Annotated in this window: 16 protein-coding genes; 3 read left to right on the forward strand and 13 right to left on the reverse strand. The window is 30.2% G+C overall.

The annotated features are described in order from the left end of the window. Positions 1–19 precede the first annotated feature (19 nt). From F1564_RS01700 to F1564_RS01760, 13 genes are all read right to left on the reverse strand, one after another. Positions 20–1,147 (reverse strand): GmrSD restriction endonuclease domain-containing protein, encoded by a 1,128-nt coding sequence (locus tag F1564_RS01700; protein WP_018450911.1) that lies wholly within the window; start codon positions 1,145–1,147, stop codon positions 20–22. Next, positions 1,137–1,727 carry a hypothetical protein gene (locus F1564_RS01705; RefSeq protein WP_018450910.1) on the reverse strand — a complete coding sequence of 197 codons (591 nt, stop codon included), beginning with the start codon at positions 1,725–1,727 and terminating at the stop codon, positions 1,137–1,139. Before F1564_RS01705 ends, F1564_RS01700 begins: the two co-directional genes overlap by 11 nt. Before the next feature lie 464 nt (positions 1,728–2,191). Then, complete coding sequence (locus F1564_RS01710) at positions 2,192–2,698, reverse strand: DUF4865 family protein (protein WP_018450909.1); 507 nt, start codon at positions 2,696–2,698, stop codon at positions 2,192–2,194. A gap of 26 nt (positions 2,699–2,724) precedes the next feature. Continuing rightward, positions 2,725–4,290, reverse strand: coding sequence for a 2-isopropylmalate synthase (locus F1564_RS01715; RefSeq protein WP_269473398.1), 1,566 nt, complete (start codon positions 4,288–4,290; stop codon positions 2,725–2,727). A gap of 60 nt (positions 4,291–4,350) precedes the next feature. Continuing rightward, positions 4,351–5,100 carry a class I SAM-dependent methyltransferase gene (locus F1564_RS01720; protein ID WP_018450907.1) on the reverse strand — a complete coding sequence of 250 codons (750 nt, stop codon included), beginning with the start codon at positions 5,098–5,100 and terminating at the stop codon, positions 4,351–4,353. A gap of 122 nt (positions 5,101–5,222) precedes the next feature. After that, entirely contained in the window at positions 5,223–5,711 is a 489-nt protein-coding gene (gene ilvN, locus F1564_RS01725; protein WP_018450906.1) for an acetolactate synthase small subunit, read from the reverse strand. Beyond that, positions 5,704–7,425: a biosynthetic-type acetolactate synthase large subunit gene (gene ilvB / locus F1564_RS01730; RefSeq protein WP_018450905.1), complete on the reverse strand. Its 1,722-nt coding sequence runs from the start codon at positions 7,423–7,425 to the stop codon at positions 5,704–5,706. The genes ilvN and ilvB overlap by 8 nt, the downstream gene beginning before the upstream one ends. 40 nt (positions 7,426–7,465) lie before the next feature. Next, the gene (gene ilvA, locus F1564_RS01735; protein WP_026231268.1) at positions 7,466–8,689 is read right to left on the reverse strand and encodes a threonine ammonia-lyase; all 1,224 of its coding nucleotides are present in this window, start codon (positions 8,687–8,689) and stop codon (positions 7,466–7,468) included. Between the two features lie 119 nt (positions 8,690–8,808). Further along, complete coding sequence (locus tag F1564_RS01740; protein WP_018450903.1) at positions 8,809–9,678, reverse strand: alpha/beta hydrolase; 870 nt, start codon at positions 9,676–9,678, stop codon at positions 8,809–8,811. Between the two features lie 242 nt (positions 9,679–9,920). Next, positions 9,921–11,594 (reverse strand): dihydroxy-acid dehydratase, encoded by a 1,674-nt coding sequence (gene ilvD, locus F1564_RS01745; RefSeq protein ID WP_018450902.1) that lies wholly within the window; start codon positions 11,592–11,594, stop codon positions 9,921–9,923. Positions 11,595–11,810: 216 nt separating this feature from the next. Next, positions 11,811–11,972, reverse strand: coding sequence for a hypothetical protein (locus F1564_RS01750; RefSeq protein WP_018450901.1), 162 nt, complete (start codon positions 11,970–11,972; stop codon positions 11,811–11,813). Between the two features lie 153 nt (positions 11,973–12,125). After that, positions 12,126–12,866 (reverse strand): tetratricopeptide repeat protein, encoded by a 741-nt coding sequence (locus tag F1564_RS01755; protein WP_018450900.1) that lies wholly within the window; start codon positions 12,864–12,866, stop codon positions 12,126–12,128. A 169-nt stretch (positions 12,867–13,035) separates the two neighbouring features. Beyond that, positions 13,036–13,833 (reverse strand): tetratricopeptide repeat protein, encoded by a 798-nt coding sequence (locus F1564_RS01760; protein ID WP_018450899.1) that lies wholly within the window; start codon positions 13,831–13,833, stop codon positions 13,036–13,038. Between the two features lie 388 nt (positions 13,834–14,221). Between F1564_RS01760 and argS the strand changes: the two genes are divergently transcribed. From argS to F1564_RS01775, 3 genes are all read left to right on the forward strand, one after another. Beyond that, entirely contained in the window at positions 14,222–15,946 is a 1,725-nt protein-coding gene (gene argS / locus F1564_RS01765; RefSeq protein ID WP_018450898.1) for an arginine--tRNA ligase, read from the forward strand. A 247-nt stretch (positions 15,947–16,193) separates the two neighbouring features. Beyond that, the gene (locus tag F1564_RS01770) at positions 16,194–16,481 is read left to right on the forward strand and encodes a hypothetical protein (protein WP_018450897.1); all 288 of its coding nucleotides are present in this window, start codon (positions 16,194–16,196) and stop codon (positions 16,479–16,481) included. A 20-nt stretch (positions 16,482–16,501) separates the two neighbouring features. After that, a complete protein-coding gene (locus F1564_RS01775) occupies positions 16,502–17,356 on the forward strand; it encodes a polysaccharide deacetylase family protein (protein ID WP_018450896.1) in 855 nt (284 codons plus the stop codon). The last annotated feature ends 85 nt before the right edge of the window (positions 17,357–17,441 follow it).

Consider the following 17,441-nt stretch of genomic DNA (forward strand, 5'->3'; position numbering starts at 1 on the left):
TATTTATTTTGTCCAGGATTTAATTTAAAGATTTTGATAAAATTTCTGATATATATTTATGTCTTAATTCTCTTTGCTTTTTGTCCATAACACTATTTTTAGCAGCTTGTACATATTCATCAGGAATCGTTTTTAAAAATATATCTAAATTTTTCTCAAATAATTTTATATCTATATTTTCAATAAATTCTTCATTAAGCATTAAAGCTAAAACTAAACTAAAAAAATTTCCTCTTATCATAAAATAATTTTTCTTTCGTGAATAATTATAAGTTGGAAATTTAGTTTCACGAAAAATATCTATTATTTTAGAAAAAAGATTAAATATTTTTGTTTTCTTTTTATCAACCTTATCTGTTAATTCAACAATTTCATCTTCATCTAAAATTCTTGAAAAAAAACTTCCTTTAATATAAGTACCAATAATATCAATAATATCTTTTGTTGCATAATTTTGTTTTATTTGATTCGGAGTGTAAACTCTTTCTTCAATATATTCTACTATTTTTTTAAAATCTTTATCTGAAGCCCATTTTTTAAATTCTAAAGTAATAAAAGGATTTTCTATAAATAATTTCTCCTCATTTTCTTCTAAATCCTCATCTTGTTTTATTATTAAGTCTCCAGATAAAAGTCTGGCAAATAACATAAAATTATTATTTGAAAGAAGCGAAACTCTTTTTTCAGTCTCATTCAATGTATGTTTATTTTTATTTAACCTTCTAAATATTTCTTCTATTTCTGAAATATCTTGCTCTGGATTTAACTTTAATGTAACCGTACCTATTTCATAATCAAGAAATTTTGTTTTTTCTTCATCTGAAAGTTCTTTATAAAATTTTTCTTTAACTGAAAACTCATTATTTATGAATCTTTTTATTGTTGTTAATCTCTGTTGTCCATCTATTACATGAATATATTTGATATTTTTTTCTAAATCTCTTTTACCTTCAGCTATAAAAATTTCAGGACAAGGATATCCTAATAAAATCGTTTCAATAAATTCTATTTGATCTTTCATATCCCATACAAAATTTCTTTGATAATATGGTGCATAGATTAATTCTCCCTTTTTCATCATACTTTCTAAATTTCCTATATCTTCTGAATTTAATTTATATTTCCCACCTAAAATTTCACTTCCCATTATATACCTCCAATTTTTCTTTATATATTTCTAAACTTTCCTTTAATTTATTATGAAATGTTTCTTCATCTAAATATATCGCAGCACTTATTTTTTGGTTATATTCTTTACTTAACTCATAAAAAAAATTTCTCCAATTTCTTTTAAATTTCTTGTCTCCTATAGTATCAGGTCTTATATAACCTTTAAGATAATTTTCTTTAAACAATTGTTCATGTTCAGGTTTACTAAAAAAAGTATTATTTTTAAAATATTCTGTTATTTTCAAAGTATTTTTATATAAATAATAAAAAAAATCTTTGTTTATTATTGCAATATCTAAATCTGAATCATTTGAAAAAAATTTAATTTCTTTCGATTTTTTAGGTTTTACAAAACTAAAACCAGTATGAGTTGAACCAATGATTTTAAAATCTTTAAAGGGAATGTTATACTCTTTAGATATTTTATCAAAAATATCATAAACTTTTTTAGAAGTTATTTTTAAGCTTGGTTTCAAAAGAAATATATGTTTTACTAATTTTTCTGTATTTGAATTTTTTAAGTACTCATCAATAATTCCTTTATAACTATCGTTCATCTTTTTATTATATAATTTTATATTATAACTCCTTATATAAAATTATACTCTCCTTTCTGTTTTTATATTTTTTGTCATTTGTCAGAATCAAAAACTAGAAAAATAGAGAATAAATTCTCTTTTTAACTTTAAACTCAAAGAAACCAAAAATTTTTAAAATAACCCTAATTTCAATGTACAGGAAGTAATTTCCTCCTCTTTCCGAATATTCTTCTAATAACTCTAATATCAATTAATTTGAATTTTTTTTCAGTATCTTTTTATTTTAATTTTTCATTTCTATTTTATATTTTTTTATATTTTTACAAATGTCTATTATAAAAACTATTTATTATAAAGCCTATTTATTCCATTAATATAAGCCTTTATACTTGCTTCCACAGCATCCGTACTTTATCTATTTCCATTTTTATCTTTCCAAAATCAATTTTGATTACGGTAAAATCTATTACTCTCATCTTAATTTATTGAGAAATATGTAAAACTTCGTACACTTTTGAATTTTCTGTTTCTTTAGGGGCATCTTCAAAAAAATAATACTCTGTATGTTTCCAATTTTCAGGGTTATATACTAATGCTTTTCCAACAATTTTATCATCTGATATAGAAAATTCCATTCGTTTCATTTTTTCCATCGGTTTTGTTTCATTCTCTATTTCCAATAAATATTTTGCTTTAGAAAAGTTTTCATTAAATTCTTGCGACAATGGTATTCCAATATTTATAGTCTGCCAGCCAAAAGAATTTAAGATATTGTCATAAAATCCATCAAATATGAATTTATTCATTCCTTTGTTATCTTTCCAAAAGTATAATGGCGAATATTCTTTATTTTTCTCAGATATTAAATAGGCTTTAAAAAATAAATCTTCAAATCCATCTGTTTTAAATCCATTTTCTTGCACTCTTTTTCTAATATTGTTCATATCAAAATCATTTGGAAGTTTTACTTTATACTGCATCATTATCATGTTTTTTTATTCTCCTATATTTTCACTTAATTACTATATAATCTATTTATTCCGTTAATATAAGCCTTTATACTTGCTTCCACAACATCTGTACTTTGTCCTCTACCAATAAATCTGTTTCCATTTTTCTCAATTATAACAACAACCTGTGCCTGTGCATCCGTATCTCCTGTAATTGCTTCCAATTTATATTCTTCTAAGACAAAAGTGTCGCTCACTGCCAAATTAACTGCATTATAAGCCGCATCAACTGGTCCGTCTCCAAGAGCTTCTTTAACCATTTTTTCTCCATCTAAATCAATTGTTACTGTAGCTTTTGGCTTTTTTCCTTCCTGTCTTGAAATTTCAAAGTGAGTCAATTTGATTCTTCCTTCGATTTTTGCTGCATCTCCAGCAACTAATGCGATAATATCTTCATCTAAAACATATTTTTTCTTATCTGCCAATTTTTTAAATTGTGCAAATAATTTTTCCACTCTGTCACTTCCAACATGGTCAAATCCTAAAGATTCCAACTTTTGTATAAAAGCGTGTTTTCCTGAATGTTTTCCAAGTACCAAGCTGTCTGGATTTCTTCCTACAGATTCTGGACTCATAATTTCGTAAGTTTCAGGATTTGCTAAAACTCCGTGCTGATGGATTCCTGATTCGTGAGCAAATGCGTTCGCTCCAACGATTGCTTTATTTGGCTGCGTAGTAACCCCTGTCAAAAGACTTACTAATTTACTTGTTGGATAAATTTGCTTTGAGTCAATGTTTGTGTAATATTCTTCAAATAAGTCTTTTCTTGTTTTCAAAATCATCGCAATTTCCTCAAGTGAAGTATTTCCAGCTCTTTCGCCAAGTCCATTTATCGTACATTCAATCTGTGTCGCTCCAGCTTGAATCGCTGCAACCGAATTTGCAACCGAAAGTCCCAAGTCATCGTGACAATGCACAGAAATATCCACATTTTCAATTCCTTTTACATTTTTTTTCAAATAACTTATCAATTCAAACATTTCATTTGGAGTTCTGTAACCCACAGTATCAGGCACATTTAATGTAGTAGCTCCAGCTTTTATAGCTGTTTCGTATACTTCCGCCAAAAATTCTTTCTCTGTTCTAGTCGCATCTTCTGAAGAAAATTCAACATCATCAACAAATGATTTTGCAAGTTCCACCATTTCTCTTGTTCTTTCCACAATTTGCTCTTTTGTCATTTTCAGCTTAAACTCCCTGTGAATAGGCGAAGTCGCAATAAATGTATGAATTCTAGGCTTTGCCGCACCTTTTAGAGCCTTCCCTGCTGCTTCAATGTCTTTCTTCACAGCTCTTGACAAGCTGCAGACTGTAGAATTTTTGACATTTTCCGCAATCATTTTAACTGCTTCAAAATCTCCAGGCGATGCCACAGCAAACCCAGCTTCAATTATATCCACTCCCAGACTTTCCAATTGTTTTGCAATTCTCAATTTTTCTTCAGCATTAAGATTAACTCTTGGTGTTTGTTCTCCATCTCTTAGGGTCGTATCGAATATTTTAATATGCGTTTTCATTGTCTTATTCTCCTTGTTAATAATTTTTTTGTTTCGCTCTTCTATTTTCTCCATCTCAATTTATTAAATTCAAAAATTTGTTTCAAAAATATTCACTTTAAAAACAAAAATTTACTATTCTTTCACAGCTTCAAATCTCAATCTCACATAATCTGCCAAAATTTGTCCATTTTCATTTTTTTCAAGATCTTTTTCTAATTTTTCAGCTATTTCATCAATCAATTTTTCTTGCATTTCTTTTGGAATGTTTATAAAAGCAGGTGCAGAAAAGGTTTGCAGCCATCCTTTTATCCCTGTAGGAAGTAAAGTTGGACGAGAAAAAGTTATCATTCTTTTCACTTTCAAGCCGTATTTATTAAGTAATTCTGTTTTTTCTTTTTCTGTTGGAAAAAACCAGCATTTTACAGCTTTAAAATTATGTTTTTCTGCAACTTCAAACATTGCATTTTCTATTTTTTCCACATTTCCTTTACAGCCCGTTTCGGCTACAAAGCGTCCGCCTTTTTTCAAGGCTCGAGATACTCCTTCCATTACTTTCTCTGGATTAGTCATCCAATGTAGCGCCGCATTGGAAAAAATCGCATCAAACTCATTTTCAAATTTCATATTCTGTGCATCTCCCTGTACTGCCTCAACCCCAATTTTTCTTGCCGCCTCAACAAATTTCTGGCTTCCATCAAGTCCTAAAACTTTGCACCCATATTCAGTAATTTTCTTAGTCAATACTCCATCTCCACAGCCTAAATCCAAGATATACTCATCTTTTTGTGGATTCAACCATTCAATCAGTTCCTTCCCATAATCTGAAACAAACCGTGCATTTTTCTCATATTTTTCCTTTTCCCAATGTTGACTTACCCTCATTTTTTTGAACCTTCTTTCTGTACTATTTCTGTTTATATTTTCAACAAGAATTTTTATTTTAACAAAACATCTCTATTTTTCTAATATTTAATCTCAAAATTTATTTCAAAATTTCTAAAATTCTATAATTTTTCTCCACGGCTCATTGCTACAACTCCAGTTTTAGCAATTTCCAGAACTCCGTAATTATGCATAATTTCTACAAATCCACGTAATTTTTTTACACTTCCAGTCAATTCAACTACTAGGGAAGTTGGCGACACATCCAGAACTTTTCCCCTGTAAATATCTGCCACTTGAACGATTTGGGCTCTAGTTTCAGCATCAGCTTTTACCTTTATTAACATTAATTCCCTTCTGATAACGTTTTCAACTGGGAACACTTTCACTTTTACGACATCGACAATTTTATAAACTTGTTTTTGAATCTGATTTAATGTTTTGTCATCTCCTTCAACTGACAAAGTCAATCTTGCATAGCCTGGTTTATTAGTAACTCCTGCTGTCATTTTTAAAACGGAATATCCTCTTCTATTGAATAAAGACATTATTCTCGATACAATTCCATCAGTATTTTTTGCAATTATTAAAATTTCATGCTCTCTATTCATTTTCTAACACACCTTTCTTTCCGATCATTTGACTTACAGTTTTTCCTGCTGGAATCATCGGGAATACATTTTCTTCTTTTTCAACAACACACTCGATTAACACACCTTCATCAGACAATATTAAATTTTTCAATTTTGTTTTCAAATCTTCCTTGTTTGTAAGTTTTGCATTTTTAATTCCATATGCTTCAGCAATTTTGATAAAGTCTGGATTTATTTCTAGATCAACGAATGAATATCTTCTGTCTTTAAATAGTTCTTGCCATTGCCTAACCATTCCTAGGTATGAATTATTAAGGATAACAACTTTTACTGGCAGATTGTACTGTTTTATCATCATTAGTTCCTGCAACGTCATTTGAAATCCTCCATCTCCAACAATTAGCACAACTTTTTTATCAGGTGCTCCAATTTGCGCTCCAATTGCCGCAGGAAGTCCAAATCCCATTGTTCCCGCTCCACCTGAAGTTACAATAGAGTTGGGATTTTGATAAGTGAAGTATTGTGCAGCCCACATTTGATGCTGACCAACATCAGTTACAATAATTGTGTCTCCTTTCAGAATATCATCAATCGCTCTTAAAACTTCTTGTGGAAGCAATCTGTCTTCTCCAACTTCCCTATGTCCCAATGGATATTCCTTCTTCCAATCATTAACTTTTTTAACCCATTCCGTATGAGTTTGTGGTTTAACTTCCGAATTAATAACAGTCAGAACATGTTTCAGATCACCGACAATAGGCACATCCGCTTTTTTATTCTTGTCAATTTCAGCTGGATCAATGTCAATATGAATTATCTTTGCTTTTTCAATAAATTTGTTAGGATTTCCAGCAATTCTATCGTCAAATCTAATTCCAGCGGCAATTACTAAATCGGCTTCGTCTGTTGCATAATTCGCTGGTACAGTTCCATGCATTCCTAACATTCCAAGAGACAATTCATGCGATTCAGGAAACGCTCCCAATCCAAGCAATGTCGTAGCCACAGGCGTCTGCATTTTTTCAGCATATTCAAACAATTCTTTAGAGGCTTTCGATTTCAAAACTCCCGCTCCTGCAATTATCAAGGGTTTTTTCGCTTCTTTTATCAATTTAATTGCTCTTTTAATTTGACCTTGATGCCCTTCATAAGTTGGCGAATATCCTTCCAATTCAATTTCTTCATTAAATAATCTTTCAAATTCTTCATACGGAATTTGATGAAGTTGAATATCATTTGGAATATCAATAAGAACTGGTCCTGGTCTACCTGTTGTTGCAATATAGTAAGCCTCTTTTACAACTCTAGGTATCTCTTTTATATTTTGAATCAAATAATTACATTTCGTAATTGGCATTGTAATTCCAACTGTATCAGTTTCCTGAAAAGCGTCTCTTCCCAATAAATTTGATCTAACTTGTCCAGTTATCGCAATCATTGGCACAGAATCCATGTGTGCAGTCATTATTCCTGTAACCATGTTTGTTGCGCCAGGTCCTGAAGTCGCAAGACAAACTCCCACTTTTCCAGAAACCCTCGCATAACCATCTGCCGCATGTGACAATCCTTGCTCATGTCTTGCAAAATAGTAATTTATTTTGTCATAGCTATAAATTTCATCAAATATTGGTATTACCGCTCCTCCCGGATACCCAAAAATATCTGTTATTCCTAATCTATGTAGCGATTCCAGCAAAATTCTGCCACCGTTTATCATCTTAGTTTCACCCATTGTTTCAACCACCTTTTCTAAATTTTTTATTTTCTATTTTTTAATCATTAATCATAGCTTGAGAATTTAATCTTTTTATTATATACCCTTTTTTCTTAAATTCTTCTGTTATTTTATTTATATGTTCTTCCCCATTTGTTTCAACTGTTACTTGCAGTTCAACTTCGTGGAACCTGTCCAGATTTTTAAACTGATTATGCTCCAGCCTAATTACATTCGCATTCTGTTTTGAAAGAATTTGCGATACAGCCACCAGTTGACCAGGCTTGTCTGGCAAATCAACCGCAAATGTAAAAATTCTTCCTCTAGCTACCAGCCCTTTATTAATCATAGATGAAATAGTTAATACATCTATATTACCGCCACTTATTATTGAAATTATTTTTTTCCCTTTAACATTCAATTTTTTCAATCCTGCTACAGCTAAAATTCCTGAGTTTTCCGCAACAATCTTATGTTTTTCAACCAAGACTAAAAATGCCGCCATTAGCTCATAATCAGATACAGTAACTATGTCATCTACATATTTTTCAATATAGTCAAATGTAATTTCACCAATTTTTTTCACAGCCGTTCCATCTGCGATTGTATTCGCTTCATCAAGTTCAACAACATGATGGCTTTTTCTAGCCTCCAATGCACTTGCCGCACCTTCTGGCTCAACACCAATTATTTTTATCAATGGATTTTTTAATTTCGCAGCCGAAGCAATTCCCGAAATAAGTCCACCGCCACCAATTGGCACCAAAATTATATCTGCATCAGGCAATTCCTCCAGTACTTCCAAAGCAATTGTTCCTTGCCCTTCAATCACATCTTCGTCATTAAACGGATGCACGAAAGTATATCCTTCTTTTTCCTGCAATTTTTTTGCATACTCATAAGCCTCGTCATAAACTTCTCCAGTCAAAATAACTTCTGCACCATATCTTCTAGTCGCTTCAACTTTAATAAGCGGGGTATGTTTAGGCATAACAATTACAGCCTTAATTCCCAATTTTTGAGCAGCTAGTGCCACTCCTTGTGCATGATTTCCAGCTGATGCTGCAATTACTCCTCTTTTTTTCTCTTCTTCCGTCAATTTCGCAATTTTATTATAAGCACCTCTTATTTTAAATGCACCTGTTCTTTGTAAATTTTCTGGTTTAATATAGACATCATTTCCTGATTCATCAGAAAAAATATTGCTATGAATCAATTTCGTCTTTTCAATAACTGTCCCCAATCGTTCTCTAGCTTCCATAAAATCATATAATTTATGCAATTTTTTCACCTTCTCCAATTTTTTTATTTCCCTAATTTTCTTTCAGTTTTTTTACAAGGAGCTACCTCATAAATCAAATAAAAATAATTTATGATTTATTAGGCACTCCCTGTCTTACTTTAAATATTTTTTATTTTTTTGTTCAAGAAATCTATTATCAATTCTGTAACTTCTGGCTGAAACCAATATTCATCTGAATGTCCCGCTCCCGGAACTATGTATCTTTTTGAGTCCACACCATTTTCAATCAACGCCTTATGAAGTATTTCTGTCTGATTCGGAAGAACCAATGTATCTGCATCTCCATGCATTAATAGGAATGGAGGCGTTTTTTGTGAAATATAAGATATAGGATTTGTAGATTCAATATTATTCCTTACATCATTTAGCCAGAACTTTACTGACATAAGTATCGCCCTATAGCCTTCTTCTGCATCTTCTGGAATATCAAAATCAACTTCTCCAAAATCCGTTACGCCATAAATATCTATAACTGCTTGCACATCACTATTTTCGGATAAATTCTCGCCCCTGTCAAAATTGGTAGTTCCGCTTGTAACTCCTGCCATTGCTACCAGATAACCTCCAGCAGATTCACCCATCAATGCTATTTTCCCCTTATCAACTCCATACTCATCAGCATTTGCCTTCAAAAATCTGATTGCTGCTTTTACATCTTCCACGCTTTGTGGAAACACTCCATCAGGAATAGTTCTATATTCTATACTTGCAACCACATAACCCGCCTTTGCAATTTCCAATCTTTGCTGCAAATAGTTTTCCTTGTAGCTGTGTGCAAAAGACCCTCCTGGCACAAATAATACTGTCGGATATTTCCCCTCTCTATTAGGCTTTAAAATATCCATTTCCAATTTTATATTTTTCCTAAAATAGCTGACTGGCTGAGAATAAGTAACATTTACTATTGATTTTATTTTTTCCTGTGTCAATTTAACATTTAGAATTTTACTTTCATTATCATTTACCATTTCATTTTTCTCCTCTGAAATTTTCCTATAATTACAATTTAAAGTTAACAATATCAAATTCCATCTAATAGATGTTCGATAACCTAAGTTTTTTTATCTATACAAGGGGTCAAGACCCCTTGCTTCAAGATATTTATTTTATTAAATTCTAAGTTTGTATAGTTATCGAACAGGTCTAATGTTTATTTGCTAAAAATCAGTCATGTGCCTTTTACTAGAATTAATTCCAATATTATTTTTTATTAATCTAAAATTTCTATGGCTCCTCTATCTGCTGAAGACACATGCATCGCATATTTTTTCAAATATCCTTTTACTTCAAGTTTAAACGGTTCCAATTTAGCTTTTCTAGCTTCAATCTCTTTATCTGAAACTTTAATATTAATTGTTCTGTTTGGAATATCAATTTCAACAATGTCCCCGTCTTGAACTATTGCAATATTTCCTCCTGAAGCAGCTTCTGGCGAAACATGCCCAATTGAAGCACCTCTTGTAGCTCCTGAGAATCTTCCGTCAGTAATCAGTGCAACATCCTTATCCAGTCCCATTCCTGCAATCATCGCTGTTGGTGATAGCATTTCTCTCATTCCCGGTCCACCTTTCGGCCCTTCATATCTAATAACCACAACATCTCCTGCTACAATTTTTCCACCTGTAATCGCTTCGACAGCTTCTTCTTCACTGTTAAATACTTTTGCAGGTCCTGTATGCTGCAACATTTCTGGATCTACTGCACCTTCTTTAACAACACAGCCATCCGGTGCCAAATTTCCTTTCAGTACAGCAATTCCCCCAGTTTTGTAAGCTGGTTTATCCCAAGGTTTGATCACATCATCATCATTAATAAACGCATTTTTTGCTAATTCTCCTTGTGTTTGCAATGCTACAGTTTTCGTATCTCCATGCAATCTTCCGTTTTCAAGCATTCTCTTCATAACACCAGTAACCCCACCAGCTCTATACAAGTCTTCAATAAAGTACTCTCCAGATGGCGATAATTTACAGATTTGACAAGTTTTTTGAGCAATTTCATTAAAGTCATCTAAAGTCAGATCTATTCCAGCTTCATGAGCAATCGCAGGTAAGTGCAATGCTGTATTAGAAGATCCTCCAAGTGCCATATCCACTGCAACCGCATTTTCAAACGCTTCTCTTGTTAAAATGTCGCTTGGTCTTAAATCTGCTTTTAAAACTTCCATAATTTGCATTCCCGCTTTTTTAGCAAGTCTTGCTCTTTCTGAAAATACAGCTGGAACAGTTCCATTTCCAGGAAGTCCCATTCCAAGAGCTTCTGTCAGACAGTTCATAGTATTTGCAGTATACATTCCTGAACAAGAACCACAAGTAGGACAAGCCATTTCTTCAACTGAATTTAATTCTCTTTTAGTAATTTGTCCAGTGTTATAAGCTCCAACCGCTTCAAACACATTACTTAATCCAATTTTTTTACCTTTATAAACTCCAGCAAGCATTGCTCCTCCACTTACAAATATTGAAGGTATATTCAATCTTGCCGCAGCAATCAGCATTCCAGGCACTACTTTATCACAGCTTGGCATAAACACAATCGCATCAAACGGAGTCGCCATAGCAACCGCTTCAATAGAATCTGCAATTATATTTCTTGTAACCAGCGAATATTTCATCCCAATGTGATTCATTGCAAGTCCATCACAAATCCCAATTGTATTAAATTCCATTGGAACTCCTCCAGCCATTCTAATCCCATCTTTTACCGATTGAACCAAGTTTTTCAAATGAACATGCCCTGGTATTATTTCATTAAAGGAATTCGCAATTCCGATTATTGGTTTTTCCATTTCTTCACTTGTGAATCCTAATCCCTTTAGCAATGATCTGTGCGGCGCTCTAGCTGCACCTTTTGTCAAATTATTACTTCTTCCTTTTCCATTCATTGATTTTCACTCTCCTAAATTTTTTTATATAAATATCAATAACCTTTAAAAATTAACAATATAATCATTTAAAGTTATTTGAATATATTTTATCACATATTTTGTAAAATTTTTACCTATTTTTTTTAATAAAAAATAAAAGACGATTTAAATATAAATCGCCTCAAAGTTATAAAAACAAAAATAGTTTTTTAATATTATTATGATTCTATATAATTATTTTTCAGTAAAATTAGTCATTACTTTTTTATCATTTACCAATGTAACAAAATCATTATCAGAAACTTTTAAGGCAACATATTTTCTATTTTGCACAGTTTTAATTTCTAAAATTTCAATAATCAGTAATAATGATAAGACTAAAATTAATAATGACATAATTTCCTCCAATTTTTCTCTAGCTCATTTTTATGCAATTATTATAGCAAAAATCATTAATTTTGTAAAATATATATTATATATATAATCTATCTATTTTATTAATCTTTAAAAAATTAAATGCTGAAAAAGAAACCATTTGATTAAATAGCATTATCTTTTTTTACGAATAACGTCGAGTGTTTCTCTAAATTCCTTTTTCAAATCTTCGTCATCTGAATTCTTAGATAATTCCAATCCTTTTTTTACTAATTTTTCTGCATTATCATAATCTCCCAAATCAATATACAAAACTGCCAAATTATCGTAAGCCCACAAATTTCCCTTTTGTATTGATGCCAAATACCATTTTATTGCTTCTTTTTGATTTCCTTCATTTTCAGCAATTAATCCTAATCTATTTTCAGAAGATCCATCCTTTTCAAATTTCGTAACTTTCAAAAACCATTCCTTAGCATTTTTGTAATCTTCCAATTCTTCATAAGATGCCCCGATCCAAAAATAATTATCAGTATTATCTGCTATTTTTTGATATTCCTTATAATATTTTATAGCTTTCTCGTATTCTTCTTTTTCATAATAGACATAAGCCAAATTTGAAATTGCGTTATAATTTCCTCTTTCTATAGCCTTTAAATAGTATTTTTCAGCTTCTGAATAATTATCCAAATTATCATATAAAACTCCCAGTTTGTTTAAATAATCCGCATTATTTGGAAACTCGTTTACATATTTAGTAACCAGAGGCAATAATTTCTTTTGATCATCTTTATCATAAGCTTCGCTTATCTGTTTTTCCAAATTTTCTCTTTCCTGTCTTGTCATTGCTGAAAAACTTTGAATCCCCAATCCTAAGTTCGCAACTAATACTAATAAAATTAAATATTTTCTCATATTAAAACTTTCCTTTCCTAAGATAAAAATATAGCTATTTGTAAAAGTACAAGAATCCAATAAGTACAATATTTGACTTTCCTGTTTTTCTCCACTTTCTTACAAGGAGTCTTGCCTTTAAATACTATTTTTAATTCATTCGCTTTTACAATCATCTAAAATAAAAATATTATTTTTGACTATTTTTAACTTCTTTAATAGATTCTTGCATTTCTTTCATCAGATCATTATCTTTAGTCTTTTTCGCTGTTTCAAAGGCTCTTTGTAACCATTCTAACGCTGACTTTTTATCTCCTAGTTGATAATAAAGATAACCTAAATTACCTTGACCTCCGGGATTTCCTTTATTTGCTGAAGCTAAAAACCATTTTATTGCTTCCTTCTGATTTCCTTCAGCAAAATAAATTTGTCCTAAAACATTTTCTGAAAGCCCCTCTTTATCATGAATGTATGACTTTAATAGATATTTTTTAGCTTCTTCAATATTATTTGCCAAATAACTGATATAACCTAAAAAATAATCCTTTGGCATCCCCTGATCTTCAATTAATTCATTAAAATCCTTATCATCGGCTTGTTTTAGCCATTTTAAGGAATTTTCATAATCATCCATTGATAAATATATTATCCCAATGGCTAATTTTATATCTCTTTTTTTCCCATCTTCATCATAAAAAGGATACTTTTTCTGTAATTCTATAGCCTCGTTTAGCTCTTTTTCAGATTCCTTTTTTCTTCCGTTATCTTCATAAAGCATTGCTAACATTACTTTTAGTGAAACTGATTCTGAAGGATTTTCTGCTATTTTCTTTTTCAATGTTGATATAGCCTTTTGAGTATTTCCTCTGTCAACATCTTTTGACACTTGCTCAATTATACTATCCAATGTTCTTGAATTTATAGGATTTTTTTGCTCTCCAAAAGCTAAATTAGATAAAATTATTAAAAAAACTAATATTTTTTTCATTCTTTATGTTCACCTCTTTTATTTTTTTATGAAATTTGTATGTGAAACTTATAATTATAGTAACATTTTTAATTTTATATGTCAATTCTCTATTTTAAATGTATGCTCGAATTTGTTTAAAATTGAACTATTAAAAATCATATAAACTTAGGGTCTGAACAAAATAGTCATAGCTTTTTAGTTCGATTTTAAATAAGTTTTACTATAAATTAAATACTGCTAAAATATTCTCTTTGAGTTAAGAAAAATGATATTTTTTTTATTTATAAAAAATTTGAAAAAAGTCTTTAATTATAGTATAATGTTTTTGGAAAAAAGGATTATGCGTTATCCTGATAATTAACGTAAATTTTTGAAATTTTGAAAGGAAGGGAAAAAATTTAAAATAATGGAATTGCTAACGATAAAATTAAAAAAGTTATTTTCAGAAAATATAAATAACATTTTTAGTGCAGATTATACAGAAAAGATTGATATTCAAAATTCTACTAAAAAAGAATTTGGAGATTTTCAGACAAATTTTGCAATGGTTAGTTCAAAATTAATTGGGAAAAGTCCACGTGAAATTGCAAATATTCTTGTGGAAAATTTTTCAGAAAATGACATTATTCAAAAGCTGGAAATTGCAGGACCAGGATTTATCAATATTTATCTAAAAAATAATTTCTTAAATGAGGAAATAAAAAAAGTAGAAAATGAAAAATATGATTTTTCGTTTTTAAATATTGATAAAACTGTAATTATCGACTACTCTTCTCCAAATATTGCCAAAAGAATGCACATTGGGCATTTGAGAAGTACAATTATTGGAGATTCTATTAAAAGAATCTTACAGTTTTTAGGATTTCATACACTTGCTGATAACCATATTGGTGACTGGGGAACACAATTTGGAAAACTTATTGTGGCTTATAAGAACTGGCTGGATAAAAAGGCTTACGAAGAAGATCCCATTGGAGAACTGGAAAAAATCTATGTAAAATTTTCAGATGAAGCTAAAATAAATCCTGCTTTGGAAGATGAAGCACGGGAAGAATTGAAGAAATTACAGCTTGGAGATGAAAATAATCAAAAATTATGGAAAGAATTTATTGATATTTCACTAAAAGAATATAATAAAATTTATGATAGACTTGGCGTAAACTTCGATTATTATTTTGGTGAGTCATTTTACAACAATATGATGCCATCGGTTCTTGAAGAATTAAAGCAAAAAGGTATCGCAAAAGAAGATCAAGGTGCACTAGTAGTATTTTTTGAAAATAATAGATTGCCGCCTGCGATTGTTCAAAAAAAAGATGGAAGTTTTTTATATACGACTTCAGATCTTGCTACAATGAAGTTTAGAAAAGATGAATTAAAAGTCGACGAAGCAGTTTATTTAACAGATGATAGACAGCAAAATCACTTTAAGCAGGTTTTTGAAATTGGAAGAATGCTAGGTGAGCCTTACAATTATAAAAAGACTCACATTGTATTTGGAATTATGAGATTTGGCAATGGGATAATTTTCTCATCTAGAAGTGGAAATACAATAAGGCTTGTAAATTTGCTAGATGAAGCAAAAGCTCAAGTAAAAAAAGTAATTGATGAAAAAAATCCAGATATTCCAGAAGATGAAAAGGAAAAAATTGCTGAAATTGTAGGAAGTGGAGCTATAAAATATTTTGATTTAAGTCAAAATAGAACTTCTGATATAACGTTTACCTGGGATAAAGTGCTTAGTTTTGAGGGAAATACAGGACCTTACCTGCAATATACCTATGTTCGGATTATGTCAATTTTTAGAAAATTGAAGGAAGAAAATATTGAACCTAAGAATAACGATATTATCTTGGATAATATGAATGGAATTGAACGTGAACTTGCAGTTGAACTGTTAAAATTTCCACAAGCTGTGGTAAAATCTTATGAGAATTATCGTCCAAATATAATTGCAGATTATTTATTTGATATGGCAAAATTATTTAATAACTTTTATAATTCAAGCTCTATTTTAAAGGAAGAAGATAAAAAAGTAATGGATGCAAGAATTTTACTGGCAAGAAAAACTGCTTTTATACTGAAAGAAGGGCTTAGTTTACTCGGAATAAGCACAGTAAATAGAATGTAAATTTAAAATTTATAATTTTAAACTTATAAAAATCAATCATAAATACATTATCAATTAAAAAAGAGATAAAATTAATCAAAAAACAATTTTGGTTTAATGTTAATTTAATGGTTATAGTGTATACTATAATTAGATCGATTAAAAGATCTGAAACCTCAATTAACCCCCCCTTTTATGAGACCTCTTTTTTAAGAGGTCTTTTTTATAAATTGATAATAAAAAACAAAAAATAGAAATGAGGAGAAAAATGGCAAAGCGACAACAATTTATTTATGACTATAGAGATGATCATAATGATGAAAATAATAAAAAATTAGCAAAAAAGGCATTTATTTTGTTTATTATTTCTGTATTACTATTTCTTTTTTCACATTTTGTCCTAATCAAACAAGGTGAAAAATTTAAAAAAGAAATTCCAACATTGAAGGAAAATAAACAAAAATTAGAAAAAGAAGTTGAAATTCTTGACGGAAATATCAAGCACGGCAACGACAGTTACAAAAAAGTTGAAGCATTAATTAACAAATACAAATAAGAAATGAGAGGTAATTAAAAATGAAAAAAACATTTTCAGTCATTGGAATAACATTGGCTATAATAGGATTTTTGTATTCAGGAGTGCATATTTTTGGTACAACTGCAAAATTTATAGAACATCATAGTTTAGAATCAAGTGTAAAAAAATTAACTAACGAAAAAGATAAAAAAACTGCAGAACTGGCTGCCGTTACTAAAAAAAATGCTGATGTGAAAGCACAATATCAAAAGTTAAAAGCTGACAAGAAAATTAAAACAGTCTATTTGACATTTGATGATGGACCTTCAGGACATACTGATCAAATTCTTGAAATTTTGAAAAAAAATAATATAAAAGCTACGTTTTTTGTAATCGGAATCGGAAAAAACTTTAAAGACTACAAGAAAATAACTGATCAGGGACATGCTATTGGACTGCACAGCTTTACACATGAATATAAAAAAGTTTATGCAAATGAAGATAGTTTCTTTAAAGAATTTTATCAAATACGTGACGCTATAAAATCTACAACTGGGCAAGATGTAAAAATTATAAGATTTCCTGGAGGTTCTAGCAACGCTATTGCTTCAAAGGCTTTAAAAACTGCTATCATTAATAGATTGACAAGAGAAGGATTTGTTTATTTTGACTGGAACTGTGACAGCACAGATGCTTCAGGAAATAATGTACCTGTGGCAAAATTAGTAAAATACGGTATTTGTACAACTCATTCTGACATTAATGTACTAATGCACGATACAAATGCTAAGAAAACTACTGTTCAGGCTTTACAGCAAATTATAGATGGATATAAAAAAGCAGGATACACATTTGAAACACTTAATGTAAATAGCCCTAAAATTCAACATGTTAAACAACCTGAAATGAATTAATCCTAAAATAACTAAGATAAAAAAAAGTGAATTAACTTTAATAGTATGATATAATTAAGTCATATATTCTCAAATAAGGAATAAA

Origin of the sequence: Leptotrichia shahii, from assembly GCF_008327825.1 — a bacterium.
In the GTDB taxonomy this organism is placed as follows: Bacteria; Fusobacteriota; Fusobacteriia; order Fusobacteriales; family Leptotrichiaceae; genus Leptotrichia; species Leptotrichia shahii.